Origin of the sequence: Streptomyces sp. NPDC051180 (genome assembly GCF_040689545.1) — a bacterium.
GTDB lineage: Bacteria > Actinomycetota > Actinomycetes > Streptomycetales > Streptomycetaceae > Streptomyces.
Genome location: NZ_JBFBBC010000016.1, coordinates 51,222 through 67,599, shown reverse-complemented (window position 1 = coordinate 67,599; position 16,378 = coordinate 51,222). Strand labels below are relative to the sequence as shown.

15 protein-coding genes and 1 tRNA gene are annotated in these 16,378 nt (G+C 74.9%); 4 read left to right on the top strand and 12 right to left on the bottom strand.

Features of this window, described 5'->3' with window-relative positions; genetic code table 11:
* The first annotated feature begins 61 nt into the window (after window positions 1-61).
* Together AB0424_RS25555 and AB0424_RS25550 are read left to right on the top strand one after the other, a co-directional pair.
* Window positions 62-448 carry a DUF6479 family protein gene (locus tag AB0424_RS25555; protein WP_366308870.1) on the top strand — a complete coding sequence of 129 codons (387 nt, stop codon included), beginning with the start codon at window positions 62-64 and terminating at the stop codon, window positions 446-448.
* A gap of 72 nt (window positions 449-520) precedes the next feature.
* The gene (locus AB0424_RS25550; RefSeq protein WP_366308869.1) at window positions 521-1,471 is read left to right on the top strand and encodes a sigma factor-like helix-turn-helix DNA-binding protein; all 951 of its coding nucleotides are present in this window, start codon (window positions 521-523) and stop codon (window positions 1,469-1,471) included.
* A 40-nt stretch (window positions 1,472-1,511) separates the two neighbouring features.
* Here AB0424_RS25550 and AB0424_RS25545 read toward each other — a convergent pair whose 3' ends face one another.
* The 8 genes from AB0424_RS25545 to AB0424_RS25510 form a co-directional block, all read right to left on the bottom strand.
* Window positions 1,512-2,204 carry a pyridoxamine 5'-phosphate oxidase family protein gene (locus AB0424_RS25545; RefSeq protein ID WP_366308868.1) on the bottom strand — a complete coding sequence of 231 codons (693 nt, stop codon included), beginning with the start codon at window positions 2,202-2,204 and terminating at the stop codon, window positions 1,512-1,514.
* 47 nt (window positions 2,205-2,251) lie between these two features.
* Window positions 2,252-3,598 (bottom strand): lysine N(6)-hydroxylase/L-ornithine N(5)-oxygenase family protein, encoded by a 1,347-nt coding sequence (locus tag AB0424_RS25540; protein WP_366308867.1) that lies wholly within the window; start codon window positions 3,596-3,598, stop codon window positions 2,252-2,254.
* Window positions 3,599-3,659: 61 nt separating this feature from the next.
* Complete coding sequence (locus tag AB0424_RS25535; protein WP_366308866.1) at window positions 3,660-4,910, bottom strand: APC family permease; 1,251 nt, start codon at window positions 4,908-4,910, stop codon at window positions 3,660-3,662.
* Between the two features lie 119 nt (window positions 4,911-5,029).
* Window positions 5,030-7,360: an FAD-dependent oxidoreductase gene (locus AB0424_RS25530; RefSeq protein ID WP_366308865.1), complete on the bottom strand. Its 2,331-nt coding sequence runs from the start codon at window positions 7,358-7,360 to the stop codon at window positions 5,030-5,032.
* A complete protein-coding gene (locus AB0424_RS25525) occupies window positions 7,353-8,960 on the bottom strand; it encodes a class I tRNA ligase family protein (protein WP_366308864.1) in 1,608 nt (535 codons plus the stop codon). Before AB0424_RS25525 ends, AB0424_RS25530 begins: the two co-directional genes overlap by 8 nt.
* A complete protein-coding gene (locus tag AB0424_RS25520) occupies window positions 8,957-9,481 on the bottom strand; it encodes a cupin domain-containing protein (RefSeq protein ID WP_366308863.1) in 525 nt (174 codons plus the stop codon). The genes AB0424_RS25525 and AB0424_RS25520 overlap by 4 nt, the downstream gene beginning before the upstream one ends.
* A 282-nt stretch (window positions 9,482-9,763) precedes the next feature.
* Window positions 9,764-10,687, bottom strand: coding sequence for a hypothetical protein (locus AB0424_RS25515; RefSeq protein WP_366308862.1), 924 nt, complete (start codon window positions 10,685-10,687; stop codon window positions 9,764-9,766).
* 2 nt (window positions 10,688-10,689) lie between these two features.
* Window positions 10,690-10,905, bottom strand: a complete 216-nt coding sequence (locus AB0424_RS25510) for a hypothetical protein (protein ID WP_366308861.1) — start codon at window positions 10,903-10,905, stop codon at window positions 10,690-10,692.
* Window positions 10,906-11,140: 235 nt separating this feature from the next.
* On the opposite strand from AB0424_RS25510, the gene AB0424_RS25505 reads away from it, so the two are divergent.
* Both AB0424_RS25505 and AB0424_RS25500 read left to right on the top strand, forming a co-directional pair.
* Window positions 11,141-12,283 (top strand): helix-turn-helix transcriptional regulator, encoded by a 1,143-nt coding sequence (locus AB0424_RS25505; protein ID WP_366308860.1) that lies wholly within the window; start codon window positions 11,141-11,143, stop codon window positions 12,281-12,283.
* Between the two features lie 145 nt (window positions 12,284-12,428).
* On the top strand, window positions 12,429-12,947 hold the full coding sequence (locus tag AB0424_RS25500) for a hypothetical protein (protein ID WP_366308859.1): 519 nt from the start codon (window positions 12,429-12,431) through the stop codon (window positions 12,945-12,947).
* 80 nt (window positions 12,948-13,027) lie between these two features.
* Here the strand turns inward: AB0424_RS25500 and AB0424_RS25495 are convergent.
* The 4 genes from AB0424_RS25495 to AB0424_RS25480 all read right to left on the bottom strand — a co-directional run bounded on the left by AB0424_RS25495 (window position 13,028) and on the right by AB0424_RS25480 (window position 16,314).
* Window positions 13,028-13,101 (bottom strand) — tRNA-Thr (locus AB0424_RS25495).
* Window positions 13,102-13,197: 96 nt separating this feature from the next.
* A complete protein-coding gene (locus tag AB0424_RS25490) occupies window positions 13,198-14,760 on the bottom strand; it encodes an alpha/beta hydrolase (protein ID WP_366308858.1) in 1,563 nt (520 codons plus the stop codon).
* A gap of 80 nt (window positions 14,761-14,840) precedes the next feature.
* A complete protein-coding gene (locus AB0424_RS25485) occupies window positions 14,841-16,043 on the bottom strand; it encodes a DNA polymerase III subunit delta' (protein WP_366308857.1) in 1,203 nt (400 codons plus the stop codon).
* A gap of 97 nt (window positions 16,044-16,140) precedes the next feature.
* Window positions 16,141-16,314, bottom strand: coding sequence for a hypothetical protein (locus AB0424_RS25480; protein WP_366308856.1), 174 nt, complete (start codon window positions 16,312-16,314; stop codon window positions 16,141-16,143).
* Between the last annotated feature and the right edge of the window lie 64 nt (window positions 16,315-16,378).

Genomic DNA, 16,378 nt, shown 5'->3' with positions numbered 1-16,378 from the left:
TTTTCCGAGGGGATTCCCGCCCGACGTATCCGAATAAGCGGAATCGGGTAATCCTGAAGGTATGAACACTCTCAGCGCAGCAGAGGTCCTGGCCGCTGGGGTTTGGCAGTCAGGTCTTGGACAGCTTCTCGGCGGCCTGGTCATCGTCGCCGTGCTCATCGGCGCGGTCTGGCTCGGCTTCCGGGTCCGCGACCGCGAATCCTCACCGCCCAAGCCGGACGAACAGCCGCACCGGCCCGACACCGGAGCCCTGCCGGGCGAGACGTCCGAATACCGCAGGGCCGAGGAGATGCCGCAGAACGACGGCGAGCACCGGCTCATGCCGTACCAGCTGAAGGGCTCCGGCGGTACGGAGAGCTCGCCCGACCCGCCCAGCGAGGAGAAGCGCAAGTGGGGCGGGATCTCCAGCGGTGGCTTCGGCAGCGGGGGCACCGGACACGGCGACTGACGCCGGGCGAACCCAGGGCCGCCGTCGGGACCCCGACGGCGGCCGCACCCCGCGTCACGGAGGTCACACCCCGTGGATGACGTCACGCACGACAGGGACGACCGGGCCGTCGCCGCCCGCTTCGAGGAGGAGCGGCAGCGGCTCCGGGCCGTCGCGTACCGCCTGCTCGGCACGTTCGACGAGGCCGACGACGCCGTACGGGAGGCGGTGCTGCGCGCGGCACGGGAGGCGGTACGGGCCTCGGTGCGGCGCGGCGACCCGCCGACCGAGGTCGTGGCCCGGGTCTGCCTGGAGCGGCTCCGGGCCCGCGAGGCCCACCGGGGGAAACCCTGGGATCCGTGGGACCCCTGGGCCGTGGGCGCACCCCACCGGCCGCACCGGCCCGAGCAGGTCTCCGACCCCGGCAGGCGGGCCCTGCTCGCCGCCGACCGCGACTCCGCGTCCCCGGACCTCGCGCAGGTCCTGAACGGCCTGACTCCCTCCGAACGGCTGGCGTACGTCCTCCACGACCTGTTCGCCGAGCCCTACGAGGAGATCGCCGGGATCCTGGAGCGCACCCCGTCCGCCGCCCGGCAGCTGGCGGGCCGCGCCCGGCACCGGGTGGGCGGCGCGGAGGAGATGCCGCACCCCGATCCCGACCGGGGCCGCGAGGTCGTCGCGGCCCTCCTGGCGGCCGCCCGCAACGGCGACCTCGACGGCCTCCTCGCCCTGCTCGACCCGGACGTGGTGCTCCGGGCCGACGCCGCGGCCGTCCGTGCGGGGACGGCCGCGGCGCACGGGGCCCCGGCGGTCGCCCGGCCGGTCGCCCGGCACGCGCGGGTGGCCCGCCCCGCCCTGGTGGACGGCATGGCGGGCCTGGTCGAGGGCGATCCGGCGGGCACCGGCGACGCCACGGCGGTCCTCGGCTTCACCGTCCTGCACGACCTGATCACCTCCGTCGACCTGCTGGCCGACGCGGACCACCTCAGCCGCCTGGACCTCCAGCTCCTCGACGGCGCCGCACGCCGGCCCCCGGCGGCATGAGGGCACCGCCGCGAGCCCGGCATGATCCGGGAGACGTGTCCTAGCCGGCGTCCGTCGGCCGGCCCGCCCGCGTGGCGACGTGGGCCGGCGGCGCGAGGTCGGCGGGCAGGACGGGGTCGGTGACCGGCTCTCCGAAGGTGGACACCACCGGCAGCACCCCCGCCCACAGGCCGAGCGCCGCGTCCTCGGAGTCCCCGTCGTCCGGCGGACCGGTCCGCGTCTTCACCGATGCCTCGGTGAGGTCGAGGGCGAGGACGGACGTCGCGGCGAGCTCCTTGCGGCTGGGCTGCCTCGCGTACTCCCACTGTCCCGGCGAGCTCTGCTCGGTGAGCGCCCGCAGGCCGCGCAGCTTCTCCTCCGGGTCGGTCACGATCCGGGGCACGCCGTAGACCATCGCGCAGCGGTAGTTGACGCCGTGCTCGAAGACGGAGCGGGCCAGGACCAGGCCGTCGACGTGGGTGACGGTGACGCAGACGGTGGTGTCCGGGGCCTGGACCAGGCTGCGGCTGGCGACGGAGCCGTGCAGGTACAGCCGGTCGCCGTCCACGCCGTACACCGTCGGCACCACCATCGTCGTGCCGTCGACGGTGACGCCGAGGTGGCAGAGGAAGCCCGCGGCGAGCACCGCGTCCAGGTCGGCGCGGCGGTGGCTGCCCTTCTCCCGCATGCGGCGCAGCCGGGTCCGCTCGGTGACGGTCGACTGGTCGTCGGGAGTGGCGGTGGTGGTGCTCATGGTTCCCTCTCGCTGCGAAATGGCCGGTGTGCAGGTTGTACGGGGTCTCAGCCCGTCACCGCCACCGGGGACCGCCTGGCGGAACGGCGGTGCTCCGCGAGGGAGTCGCAGATCTCGCCGGCCCGGACGGCGGCCATCGACAGCAGGTTGGCCGTGATGCCGTGCGAGTGCTCGGTGCCCCCCATCAGGTAGATCCCGGCCTCCACGCCCGGAGCGGTCTCCACCCGGTAGTCGCGGCGCACCCGCAGCCGGCCGTCCTCGTCGCGCAGGCACGAGGAGTCCAGCTCGCCGAGCAGCCGGGTCGGGTCGGGCTCGCCGTAGCCGGTGGCGTACACGACGGCGTCGGCCGTCATCGTCTCCGTCTCCTCGGTCGCCAGGTTCCGCACCTCGACGCGGACGCCGTCCGGGCCCTCCTCGACCCCGGTGATCCGGGTGACGCCGAGGATGCGCAGCCGCTGCTCGCCGCGCACCTTCTCCTGGTAGGAGCGGCGGTAGAGCTCCTCGATGAGGTCCATGTCGACGACGCCGTAGTTGGTGTTGCGGTGGTAGTCCATCAGCGTGCGGCGGACGGACGGGTCGGCGCCGTGGTAGAGGTCGACCGCCTCCGGGTCGAAGATCCGGTTCGCGTACGGGCTGTCGTCGGCCGGGCTGTACCCGTACCGGGTGTGCACGGCGACGACCTCGGCGTCCTCGTACGTGCGGTGCAGGTGGTCGGCGATCTCGGCGGCGCTCTGGCCGGCCCCGGCCACCACGAACCGGCGCGGGCTCCCGCCGGGCAGCGCGGCCAGCCGGTGCAGGAACTCGCTGCTGTGCCAGAGGCGTTCGGAGGACTCGACGCCCTCGGGGAGCCGGGGCACCAGGCCGGTGCCGATGACCAGGTTCCGCGCCCGGTAGGTGACGGCCTCCGCCTCGGCGCCGCTGCCGGCGCCGCCGAGGGCGGCCACGTCGACCTCGACGACGGGGCCGTCCTGGCCCGCCCGGTCCGCGGGGCGTATCGCGGTCACCTCCAGGCCGTAACGGACCATGTGGTCCACCCCGTTGGCGGCCCACTGGAGATAGTCGTGGAACTCCTCGCGGGTCGGGAACAGCGCCTTGTGGTTGATGAAGTCGACCAGCCTGCCCCGGTCGTGGAGATAGGGCACGAAGCCGAACCGGCTGACGGGGTTGCGCAGGGTGGCCAGGTCCTTGAGGAAGGAGACCTGCATGGTGGCGTCCGGGATGAGCATGCCGCGGTGCCAGCCGAAGGCCGGCTGCTTCTCCAGGAACACGGCCGTCAGCTCCTCGCCGGGCGCGGCCTGCTCGTTGTGCTCCTCGATGGCGATCGCGAGCGCCAGGTTGGCGGGCCCGAAGCCGACACCGACGACGTCGTAGACGGGGGTGGTGGTCTCGTTCATGGCGGAAACCCTTTCGGGGAGTTCGGGGAGTTCGGGGAAGTCGGTCGGCCGGAGCGGCGGTTCAGGACGTACGGGACCGGCCGGCCGTGAGCACGACGCAGACGGCGGCGAGCGCCAGGGCGAACAGCAGCCCCGTGCCGGCGAAGGAGAGGAACACGGCGGCGATCAGCAGGGTCACCACGGCCGTCGCCCGCAGCGCCCGGCCGGTGCCGCGCGCCCGCAGGGCGGCCGCGGCCGCCGCGACGTACAGGAGCAGGAAGGCGCTGCTGGTGACGACCAGCGCCGGCTCCTCGCCGGTCCCGGCGAGGTTCAGGACGCCGAGCACGGCCGCGTAGGCGAGGGCCAGGGCGAGCGTGGCCGGCACCGGCCGGTCGGCGAGGCGCTTCGGCAGGATCCGCTCGCGGGCGGCGGCCCGGACGACACGGGTGGCGCCGAGGACCCACGCGTTGGTGGCGACGACGGCCAGGCCCAGGGCGAGCAGGTCGCCGGCGATCGCGCCGCCCTCCCCGAGCGAGGCGCCCAGCAGGGCCGTGATCACGACCGGTTCGTCGCCCGGCACGGCGAGGTAGGCGGCCGTCACCACCGCGTAGAGCAGACCCACGATCGGGACGGCCCAGCGGATGGCCCGCCGGTAGCTCCGGGCCGGGTCGTCGACCTGCTCGGCGAGCGTGGAGACGTTCTCCCAGCCGAGGAAGGAGAAGAAGGCGGTCACGACGGCGATGCCGACCCCGCCCCAGCCCTGCGTGACGAACGGCGTGTACTGGCCCGCGTCGAAGCGCGGCACGGCGAGGACCACGGCCCCGCCGAGCCCGAGCAGCAGCACGACCAGGGCGGCGGCCTGGACGCGGGCACCCGCCGTGAGGCCCAGCAGCGTGAACGCCGCGGACAGCGCCATGAAACCGATGGCCAGCGGGTACACCGGCCCGTCGGGTTCGCCGAGCAGACCCAGCAGGCAGCGGGCCGACACGATGCCCATCACCGGGTTGCCGATGACGTACGTGGCCACGAGCAGCAGCGCCGCCGCCCGGCCCGGCCGCCGCCCGAACCCGGCCTCCACCATGGCGGCCAGCCCCGCCGCGTCCGGCCGCCACGCCGACATCTCCGCGAAGAAGCGCGCGAACGGGTACGAGCTGAGCGCGAGCGCCAGCCAGGCGAGCAGCGCGGCGGGACCCGCCTGCCGCTCCGTCAGTCCCGGCACCAGCAGGATGCCCGTGCCCACCAGACTGCTGACGTAGAACACCACCAGCGCCCGGACCCCGAGCCCCGCACGACCTCCCTCGGCCGTCTCCGGCCGAGCCTCCACATCCGTCATACCGTCACCTCCCGTGAACCCCACACCGACACCGACCCGGGCGCGGCCGCTCCTGCGCGGCCGCACCGCCACCCCGCCTCCCGGCGCCCCCTTCCGGACGGGCGCGCGGGAACGGGGGCTCAGGAACCCGTCAGCACCTCCAGGGCCTCGGCGGCGGCCAGCTCCGCCGCCGCGGGGGCGGTCTTGAAGCCGGCGCCCGACCACCCGGTCGCGAGCACGACACGGCTGCCGGCGTGCTCCCGCCCGAGGTGGGGCCGGGAGTGCGGGGTGTAGAGGTCGACGCCCTGCCGGCCGGCGAGGAAGCGGGTGGCGGGGTCGGCGAGCCAGGGCCAGCGCGCGGCGGCCCCCTCGCGGATGTACGCCACCTGCTCGTCGGTGAGCGTCTCGTCGCCGCCGGGCGGCACGTCCCACTCGTCGACGGGCCGCCCGGCCATGTAGCCGCCGGCCGCCTCGCCGCTGAGCTGGGGCCTGCCCCAGACACCGGTCACCAGGTCGACGACGGTCGGCAGGCCGGCCGTGGCCGGGTGGTGGAAGAAGCCGTACCGGATGGTCTTGGTGCGCCCGGCGTCCGCGCCGCTGAGCCGGTGCCCCGCGATGGTCCCGGTGCCGCCGCCGGCGGCCAGGACGACGGCGCGGGCCTCGACGGGGCCGCCGGGTTCGAGCAGCACGCGGACCCGGTCCGCCCCTGGCGGGGCGACCAGTTCCAGGACGCGCGCGGGCAGCAGCCGGGCTCCGTGGGCCAGGGCGCGGTCGCGGTAGGCGCGCGCGGTGCGGGGCGGGTCGGCGTAGCCGGCCTCGGGCTCCCACACGGCGGCGGTGACGCCGTCGACGGCCAGACCGGGGAAACGCTCCCTGAGCACCTCGGGCCCGAGCAGCTCGGCGGGCACGCCCGCGCCGTTCAGCTCGACGACGCCCTTGCGGGCCTGCTCCAGGTCCGCGTCGCCGCACAGCACGAGCGACCCGGTGGTCAGGAAGCCGTACGGCCCGGGCGCCAGGGCGGCCGGTCCCCAGGCCAGTTGGTGGCTCCGCAGCGCGAGTCCCCGCAGGTACGGGTCGGGTTCGTAGGACCGGACGAGCCCGCCGGACATGGCGGTGGCGTGGTCCTGGCTGCCGTCCATCGGTGCGACGAGCGCCACCCGGGCGCCGTGCCGGGCCAGCACGGACGCGGTGGCGGCGCCGACCACTCCGGCGCCCACGATGATCACGTCATAGGCCCGGCCGCGGCCGTGCCCCGGCGCGCGGACGCGCGGCGGGGCGGGCACGGGCACGAGGTCCCAGCCGACGCTGCCGGGCTCCGGCTCCCCGCGCGCGGTGAACCCCCGGTCCGCGTGCGCCCGTACGGCCGCCACCAGCGTGCGGCCGGTCCGTCCCGGGTCCTCGGCGAGGGCCGCGGTGGCCGCGGCGAACGCCGCGTCCACCTGGCTCTCCGGGCCTCCCCGCATCCGCGCCACGTGAGCGGCGGGGCGGCCGGAGGGCTCGGCGAGCAGCGCGGCGAACTCGTCCACGGCGCAGTCGTCGGTGAAGTAGAACGCCCCCGCGAACCCGGCGGACCGCCACTGCCTCCCCACCCGTGCGGCCCCCGCGTGGGTGCCGCACACCACGAGCGCGGTGATCCGGGCGGCGGCCTCCGCGTCGGGCCCGTCGACGGCTTCGACGACCGGGTCCCGGCCCGGCGCCACGCCGACCGCCCCCTCGGGCACGGCCGCCGGGGCGGCCCCCGACAGTGCCGCGGGCAGCGGGCACGCGCCCGTCGCCGGGCCGCTGCCGTCCGAGACGACTGCGCCCGACGGCAGGAGGTGTCCCTGCGGCCGCGGCGCCCGGGGTTCGCGTACGAGCCGGGCCAGGCGCTCCCCGTAGACCGAGCCGTCGTGGGCGACGGCGATCCGCGTGTGCCCCGCGCCCCGCACGGCCGCCAGCAGGTCGACGGCCTGGGCCCGGTCGTCCGGGCACCAGCGCAGGATGGTGCCGGCGCTGTCGGCGAGCAGGTCGGGTGTGGTGGCCAGGGGCAGCAGGACGGGCAGCCCCGCCGCCCGGTAGACGGGCAGGGCCACGCGCGCGCCCGCGCTGTTGAAGTGCCCGACGACGAGCGTGTGCCGGCCCTCGGCGACGACGGCCTCGGCGATCTGCCGGGCGGTCTCGGTCTCGCCCCGGTCGTCGTACAACTCCCAGGTGACGGAGGACCCGTAGTGGGCGGCCGCCCGCTCCAGGTGCTCGCCCCAGGCGGCCCGCTCCCCGGAGAACGGCCCGACGACGGCGCCGTGCGGCAGCGCGTCCGCCGCGGCCTCCACCTCCGCCGACTGCAGGCCGGTCACGGCACCGGCCCAGGTGCCTAGCGCGGACACGACGCCGCCCGGCGTGACGACCGCCGACGCGTCGCCGGCCACCGCCTCGGTCTCGATCGGGCCCGGGGCCTCGGCCCCGGGCCCGATGTCCCACAGGAACTCAGGCACTGAAGACCGCCCCGGGCCAGGCCGCCACCGGCGTGCCCGGGGCGAGGGGCGCCAGGGCGTCCGCGGCCACCCGGCGGGGGCCGGACGGGAGGCCGAGCAGACCGGCGAGGCGGGCCGAGCCGTACGGCAGGGCGGGCGCGGCCCAGGCCGACAGGGCCGCCGCGACGGCCAGCTGGGCGGCGAGGGCGGCGCGGTGGGCGGGGCCGCCGGCCGGACGCTCCCGCTCGAAGCCGGTCACGTACCCGAAGTCCTCGGCGAGGCCGACGATCTCGTCGAGCAGCGCGATCGCGCGCCGCGCGTCGTACCCCTCGACGCCGTACGCGTCCCTCAGCTGGGCGACGGTCGCGGCCAGCCGGTCGCGCAGCCGCTCCCACTCGGGGCCCTGCGGCGCCTCGGCGGGGGCGGCGCCGTCCGTGTCCTCGGCGACCGCCGTGAGGAGACGGCCGAGCCAGCCGTCCCAGCGGTCGGCGAGGCGGGCGCGGCTCACTTCGAGGGCCGCCGAACTGAAGCTGGTCTGACGGCCGTTGGGTCGGTCGGCCAGCACGTGGTAGCGCAGGACGTCCGCGCTCGTGCGGGCGAGCTCCTCGTGCGCCCAGATGGCGTGGCGGCGGCTGGTGGAGAACTTCAGCCCCTCCAGCCGGTAGAACTCGTTGACCACGAACGCCCGCGGCAGCGCGATCTCGGGGTCGTACGCCCGGAACGCGGCCGGGAAGAGCAGGGCGTGGAAGTAGCCGTTGTCGAAGCCGAAGAACTGGACGGGCGCGGGCGCCGGACCGGTGCCGCCGGCGCCGGTCCACTCCAGGAGGTAGCCGGGGGCCATCTCGAACCAGACGTAGATCCGCTGGTCGGTGAAGCCCGCGACCGGGACCGGCACACCCCACTCGGAGGGGTGGCTGACGGCGATCTCGGGAAGCCCCTCGGCCCGCATCCACTCGCACAGGGAGCGCAGGTGCGGCGGCATGTCGACCTGCTCCCAGAAGTCGGCGAGCTGCTGCTCCCAGGGGGCGAGGGGGAAGTAGAGCCGTTCGCAGTCGCGGAGTTCGGGGGTGGCGCCGCAGCCGGTGCAGACCGGGTTCGCCAGGTCGGCGCAGTCGTTCGGGCGGCCGCAGGGCTCGCAGGCGTTGCCGTTGGAGCCGGATCCGCAGTGCGGGCAGTCGCCCTTGAGGTACGCCTCGTACAGCCAGCGCTCGCAACCGGTGCAGTACGGCAGCGGCGTCGTGCGGGCGACGATGTGCCCGGCGTCGTACAGCCGCTGGAAGAACTCCTGGACGGCCGACTGGTACCCGAGGTCACGGCGCGGGCGCACGATCGCGTCGAACGCGGCGCCCGACCGGCTCCACACGGACTCGATCGAGGCGCCGTATCCGTCGGCGACCTCCTCGCCCTTGCGCCCGCCGTCGTTGATGCCGCGGACGGGGACGTAGCTCTGGTGGTCGTCGAGACCGGTCGTGTAGCGCACCGGCCCGGTGCCCTCGGCGGCGAGGAAGCGGCGCAGGACGTCACCGGCGAGATACGGGCCGGCGAGGTGGCCGATGTGCAGGTCGCCGTTGGGGGTGGGCGGGGTGGCGGTGATCCACTGGGTCGTCACGTTGTCGCTCATGCGGCAACCTCCTTGTTCCCGTCGGTGGTGTCGGTGCGGTCGGTGGTGTCGGCGCCGCGGCTGCCGTCGGTGTCGTCGGTCGGCAGGGCCGGCTCGCGCAGCGGCCAGTAGAGGGAGACCCAGCTCAGCTCGGCGTCGCCGGTGTTGTGGACGACGTGCTCCTGGTTGCGCGGCAGGACGACGAGGTCGCCGGCGCGGAACGGCGGTTCCAGCACGCCGTCGAGGGTGACGGCCCCGGAACCGGCCAGGATGATCATGACCTCGTCCTGGTTGTGGCAGTCCGGGTCGGAGTCCCCGCCGGGCCGCAGGAAACAGGCCATCGCCCCCACCGGCGTCTCCTCGCCGCCGGGCCACGGGATCAGCCGCTGGCAGGCGAGCCCGAACTCCTCCGTGGCGGAACTGCGGTCGATGCGGAAGCGGTTGGCCATGGCGGAGGCTCCGGGGGTTCGGGGGAGATCGCGGTACGGGGTCGGGGCGAGCGGCTGCTCCCCCGGCGGCGGGATGGGCGCGGTGAAGGGCATACGGGTCTCCTCGGGCGGGCGACGACGGGCGACGGGCAGGGCGAATCGCGGCACGGCGGCACGGCAGGGCGACGCGACCGGGGGGACGGCGGTGGGGAGCGGAGGTCAGGGGCCGCAGGGCCGGGGGCTTCCGGGGGTCTGAGGGCGCCGGAAGTCCGGGGGGCTTCCGAGCGTCTGGCGTGGCCTGTCTCGGCCGGTCGGCGTCCGGCTCGGGTCCCGGCCGGTCGGCGTCCGGCTCGGGTCTCGGCCGGTCGGCCCTGTTTTCGGCCGTCCGGCCGGGGCTCAGCCGGCGGGCTGTCTGTCCCGGCCGGCCTGGGGGTCGAGTCCGCGCACGGCCGAGACCGGGATGCGGGCGAGACCCGCCATGACCTGGCGGGGCCCGGCCCCCCACCCGTACCGACGCTTCAGCGGGGCGACATGGGTGGCGATGAGCGCGAGCAGGGGGGTGAGGTCGGCGGGCGCGGCGCCCAGCAGGGCGAGCAGCTGCTCGGTGCGGGTCAGCCCGGCGCCCGGACCGATCCCGTGCACGGCGCTGTCCTGCCAGGTGGCGCCCGCGCTTCCCGCGACGACCGTGTTGTGCAGGGCGAAGCCCTGGTTGTCGTGGGCGTGGATGCCGACGGGGGCGGCGACGGCGGCACGGGCGGACTGGACGAGTTCGATGACCCGCTCCGGGCGGAAGGAGCCGAGCGAGTCGACGAGGAACACGGCGTCGAGGGGGCCCAGCGCCGCGGTCTCGCCGAGACATCGGTCGAGTTCCCGGTAGGAGGCGAGGTCGATGTCGGTGAGGAGGAGACAGACGCCGAGTCCGGCCTCCCGCAGCCGGTGCAGCGGCGCCGCGGCGCGGGCCACCCGGTCGTACCGGACGGCGAGCCGCACCAGGCCGACCGGGACGGACCCGGCCGCGAGCCCCTCGGCGATCCGGCCGGCGGACGCCGTCGCGGCGGAGTCCGTGACGGGCAGGAGGGCGGTGTCGAGCAGGACGGAGAAGCGCGGACCGTACCGCTCGTCGTGGTCGGCGGGCAGCGGGACCGGCAGCAGGTCGCCGATCCGCGCTCCGGGGCCGGCGGGGTCGTGGACGGTGCCCAGCTCGACGATGTCGACGCCGATCCGCGCGCAGACCGCGAGGTAGTCGGCGGCCAGCGCGGGGGCCAGGGGGCCGCCGGTGAGCTGCCCGCCGGTGCGCAGGGTGCAGTCGAGCAGGGTCATCCTCATCCCCAGCCGGTGTCGTTCGTGCCCGGACCGGCGACCGGCGCGCCCCGTCCGGTGCCGTCGGCGCCGTACGTCCCGCTCAGGACGCTCGCGCCCCACCCGGTGTCGCGGCCGCCGGTGCCGCCGTCGGCCTGGGCCACGGTGACGACGGCCAGGCCCGCGAGGCCGGTGATCAGCGTGGTGGCGAGGAGGCTGCTGCGGATCCGCCGCTTCATGTCGGGATGTCTCTTTCCGCGAGGGGGCGCCACGAGGACGCCGCGAGGAGGTCACGAGGAGGTCGTGATGGTCTGTGTCGGCTTGCGAGCTTCACGGGCTGTGCGAGCTTTGGTGAGCTTTGACCTTGCGGGCGGTGGGACGAACGTATCCCGCGAGTGCACGCCAACGGGCTCGAGCGCATGGCTCATGAGGCTGCATGGCAGCAAGAGGACGCCATGACAAACGGGGGACAAAGTGTCGATAACCGACAATCGACCGGGCGCGAGGACCGCACGAAGGGCCCGGGAGGCCGAACCGGGGACCGAGCTCCCCACCCCACCCGCCGCCGAACCGGCCGCCGAGGACGACCCGCTGACCCGGGTCTACGGCTGCGTCCTCGACCGCGATCCGGCGCGGCCCGCGGCCCACGCCGCCGAACTCGCCGAGGAACTCCTCCTCCCCCTCGCCAGGGTCGAGTCGGCGGTCTCCGCCCTCCTCGACATGGGCCTGCTGCGCCGCACCCCGGAGCGGGCCGTGCTGCCCGTCGCGCCCGACGAGGCGGTCCAGCGCACGCTCGGCCCCCTGGAACGCGAGATGCGCGCCCGCCGCCGGCACATGGAGCGCAGCCGGGAGCAGCTGATGGCCTTCATGCCGCTCTACGAGTCACACCAGCGCCGGCTGACCCACCTGCGGCAGACGGAGCCCGTCGAAGTGCTCACCGACCTCCGCTCGGTACGGGAGGCGATCACCGAACTGGGCCGTACCTGCGAGCGCGAGGTCCTCACCGCCCAGCCGGGCGGGGGCCGCCGCGCCGAGGTCCTGGAGGAGGCCGTCGCCCGCGACGAGGAACTCCTGCGCCGGGGCGTCCGCATGCACATGCTCTACCAGCACACCGCCCGCTTCTCCGCGGGCACCTGCGCCTACGTGGAACGGGTCGGCCGGCTCGGCGCCCAGGTCCGCACCCTCGACGACGAGTTCACGCGGATGCTCGTCTTCGACCGCACCACCGCCGTGATCCCCGTCCCCGACGACCCCCAGGCAGCGGTCCTCATCCGCGAACCGCACGTCGTCGCCTTCATGGTCGCCGTCTACGAACACCTCTGGCTCGAAGCCCTGCCGTTCGAGACCGAGTGGGACCGCCAGACCATCATGGACATCTCCGACGAGCTCAAGCAGACCATCGTCCGCCTCCTCACCGAGGGCCTCACCGACGCCGCGATCGCCCGTCGCCTCGGCCTCTCCGTCCGCAGCTGCCGTCGCCACGTCGCCGACGTCATGGCCACCCTCGGCGCCGAATCCCGCTTCCAGGCCGGCTACCTCCTCGCCCAGCAGGAACGCGACCACCCCGCTCCCCACGCCCTCCGGCCGCCGAAAGCCCCCTCGGGCCTGGCGGGTTGAGGGCGACGCCACCCCTGCCCCGACCTCCCTCAATTCTTCCTCAGAAGATCACTTTCCTCCTCACCCGCCCCCTCCGGCCCCGGTTACGGTCTCCGAGCGGGACGACCCGATCGCCCCGCATCCGCTACGGCTCCGGGGGTATTCCGTGAAGTGGTCCGCGTACGACACCCACACCGTCCACCGCGCGCTGCCCACACCGCTCACAGCGGCCACGGTCCTCGCCGCCCTCTGCCTCGCGGCCACCGGGTGCACCGCCGGCGGCACCCGGCCGACCGCACCGCCGTCGTCCGCACCGGCACCCCACTCCGCCCCGGCGGACAGGGCGAAGACGGAGGCGGCCCAGGGCGACAGCGCAAAGAAGGCCCTGGAGACGATCTCCCCGGACGACCCCGACTTCGTGGCATCCGGACTGGAGCGGGTCCACGACGGCGTCCACGCCCGGAACCCGCTCCGGAAGGGCCGCGCCTACACGGTCTCCGTCGCCTGCGTCGGCACCGGCGACGTCCAGGTCGTCCTCGCCGACCGGACCCCCCGCCCCGTCCCCTGCGACGGCATCTCCACCGACCGCCGCATCGACAACGCCCCCGCCGAACTCCCGATCGACATCACCCCGGCCCCCGGCGCCACCGGCATGGTCGCCTGGCAGATCACCGTCGCCCCCTGAGCCCCTCCCCAGCCGGCGCGATCCTCCTCCGGGCATGAAAAAGCCCCAGGTCACGGCGAGTGAGTCCTGGGGCTGATCCGAGCCGCCTTCGGGATTCGAACCCGAGACCTACGCATTACGAGTGCGTTGCTCTGGCCAACTGAGCTAAGGCGGCGTGCTGTGTGGACCCAGCTTGGGTGCAGCAGCGCGGCCAAGTCTACACAGTTTCCGGGGGTGGTCCGACCAGGGGCGGTCGGGGGGTGGATCGGGGCTATGAGCAGCGCTTTCCGTCGCGGGGAGGGGTGCCGTCGAGGAGGTAGGCGTTGATGGCGGTGTCGATGCAGTCGCTGCCGCGTCCGTAGGCGGTGTGGCCGTCGCCCTCGTAGGTGAGGAGGGTGCCGGAGGAGAGCTGCTCGGCGAGGGAGCGGGCCCAGTGGTACGGGGTGGCGGGGTCGCGGGTGGTGCCGACGACGAGGATGGGGGCGGCGCCCTCGGCGGTGATGCGGTGGGGGCGGCCGGTGGCGGGGGTGGGCCAGTAGGTGCAGTTGAGGGCGGCCCAGGCGAGGCCCTCGCCGAAGACGGGGGACGCCTTCTCGAAGGACGGGACGGCCTTGCGGACGTCGGCCGGGCCGGAGTAGGCGGGCGGGAGGTCGAGGCAGTTGACGGCGGCGTTCGCGAACATCAGGTTGGCGTAGGTGCCGTCCGCCTCGCGCTCGTAGTAGCTGTCGGCCAGGGCCAGCAGGCCGGAGCCCTCGCCGTCCATGGCCCGGGTGAGGGCCTCGCGGAGCTGGGGCCAGGCGGCCTCGTCGTACATCGCCGCGATCACACCGGTGGTGGCGAGGGACTCGCCGAGGTCTCGGCTCTCGCCGGTGGGCACCGGCTTGGCGTCGACCTCGCGGAAGAAGCCCTTCAGCGCGTCGCTCGCCACGTCGACCGACTCGGTGCCCAGGGGGCAGTCGGGCTTGCGGATGCAGTCGGCGGCGAAGGCCCGGAAGGCGGTCTCGAAGCCGGCGGTCTGGTCGCGGTTGAGGTCGATCGCGGGGAGGGAGGGGTCCATCGCGCCGTCGAGGACGAGGCGTCCGACGCGGTCGGGGAAGAGTTCGGCGTAGGTGGCGCCCAGGAAGGTGCCGTACGAGGCGCCCACGTAGGAGAGCTTCTGGTCGCCGAGGACCGCCCGCAGGATGTCCATGTCGCGTGCGGTGTCGACGGTGGAGACGTGCGGGAGGACGGTGCCGGACTTCTTCTCGCAGCCCGCCGCGAACGTCTTGAACGCGGCACTGAGCCTGTTGACCTCGGCCGTGTCGTCCGGGGTCTGGTCGACCTGGGTGTACGTGTCCATCTGGGGGCCCGTCAGGCAGTCGACGGGTTCGCTGCGGGCGACGCCGCGCGGGTCGACGGCCACCATGTCGTAGCGGGCGCGGACCGGTGCGGGGTAGCCGATGCCCGCGTACCCCTGGAGGTAGCCGACGGCGGAGCCGCCGGGGCCGCCGGGGTTGACGAGGAGCGAGCCGATCCGCTTGCCGGGTCCGGTGGCGCGGATGCGCGAGACGGCCAGCTTGACGTCGCCGGCCTCCGGCTCGGCGTAGTCGAGCGGGGCGAGCAGGGTCGCGCACTGGAAGCCGGTGACACCGCAGTCGCGCCAGGCGAGCTTCTGCGCGTAGTACCGCTTCGGCGCGGCGGCCGCGGCCGGAGCGGCCGAGGAGCCGGTCGCCGAGGGGGCCGAGGGGGTCGTGCGGGATGCTGCGGCGTCGCTTCCGCCCGTGCAGCCGGAGAGGATCAGCCCGGCGGCCGCGAGGGCCGTGGCGGACGTGCGGAGCAAACGCCTGGAGTCCATTGCCGGAGCGTATCGGGACGGGTACGGATCGTGTCCAATCGCCCGAACGCCCGCACGGACGGCCCGGCGGAAGACCCGCCTCAGCCGCGCAGCGCCATCGTCATCGCCTCGACGGCGAGCAGCGGGGCCACGTTGCGGTCGAGGGCGTCACGGCAGGCCAGGATGGCCTCGATGCGGCGCAGGGTCCGCTCGGGGGTGGTGTCGCGGGCGATGCGCTCGACGGCGTCCTGGACGTCGGTGTTGGCCAGGGCGGTGCGGGAGCGGAGCTGGAGCGCCAGGACGTCGCGGTAGAAGCCGGTCAGGTCGGTGAGGGCGAGGTTCAGGCTGTCGATCTGGGTCCGCCTCCGGCGGCGCTTCTGCTGCTCCTCCAGGTCCTTCATGACGCCGGCGGTGCCCCGGGGCATGCGGCCCCCCTGCACGGCGCCGAGGGCGGCCTTCAGCTCCTCGGTCTCGCGGGTGTCGACCTCCTCGGCGACCTGTTTGGCGTCCTCCGCGGCCGTGTCGATCAGCTCCTGGGCGGCCTTGAGGCAGCCACCGATGTCGTCGATCCGCAGCGGCAGCCTGAGGACGGCGGCGCGGCGCGCGCGGGCCGACTCGTCGGTGGCGAGCCGGCGGGCCCGGTCGATGTGGCCCTGGGTGGCGCGGGCGGCGGCGTGGGCCGTCCGGGGCTCGACGCCGTCGCGCCGGATGAGGACGTCGGCGACGGCCTCCACCGACGGCGTGCTGAGGTTCAGGTGCCGGCAGCGGGAGCGGATGGTGGGGAGCACGTCCTCCAGGGAGGGCGCGCAGAGCAGCCAGACCGTGCGGGGGGCCGGTTCCTCGACGGCCTTCAGGACGGCGTTGGCCGACTTCTCGTTCAGCCGCTCGGCGTCGGTGACCAGGATGATCTGCCAGCGGCCGTTCGCCGGGGACGTGTACGACTTGCGGACGGTGTCGCGCATGTCGCGGACGAGGATCTCGGTGCCGACCGCGGAGACCGTGCTGACGTCGGCGTGGGTGCCGACCAGCGCCGTGTGGCAGCCGGTGCAGAACCCGCAGCCCGGCACCCCGCCGAGCGCCCGGTCGGGGCTCACGCACTGGAGCGCGGCGGCGAACGCCCGCGCCGCGGTCTCCCGGCCGGACCCCGGGGGGCCGGTGAAGAGCCAGGCGTGGGTCATCTTCGACACCTCGGGGGCGGGCTCTCCGGCGGCATGGGCGGTCACGAGCGCGTCGGCGTCGCGCGCGGCGGCGGCGAGCTGCTCCTCGACCCGTGTCTGTCCGACCAGGTCGTCCCATACGGCCATGTCTGCCCCTCCTCAGGTACGCCCTCCATTGTGGGGCAGTCCTCTGACAACCCCGCCCGGCGAGCCCTCGGGCCGGGCGCGGTGCGGCGGGCGGGCGTCAGACCGCGTCACGGGTGCGGGTCAGCCACAGGCCGACGGCGGCGCCGATGACGGCCGCGCCGGAGCAGACGCTCGCGGCGACGTGGGAGGCGCCCGAGAAGCCGGCGACGACGTTGATCCAGACGTTGGCGAGGGCGCCGACGGCGAGCAGGAGCCAGAGCAGGAACCTCATGGGGAACCTCCGGGGAAGGGGGTGAGGGGACGTGTTCGGTACGGGTTCGATCTTCGTCCTCGCG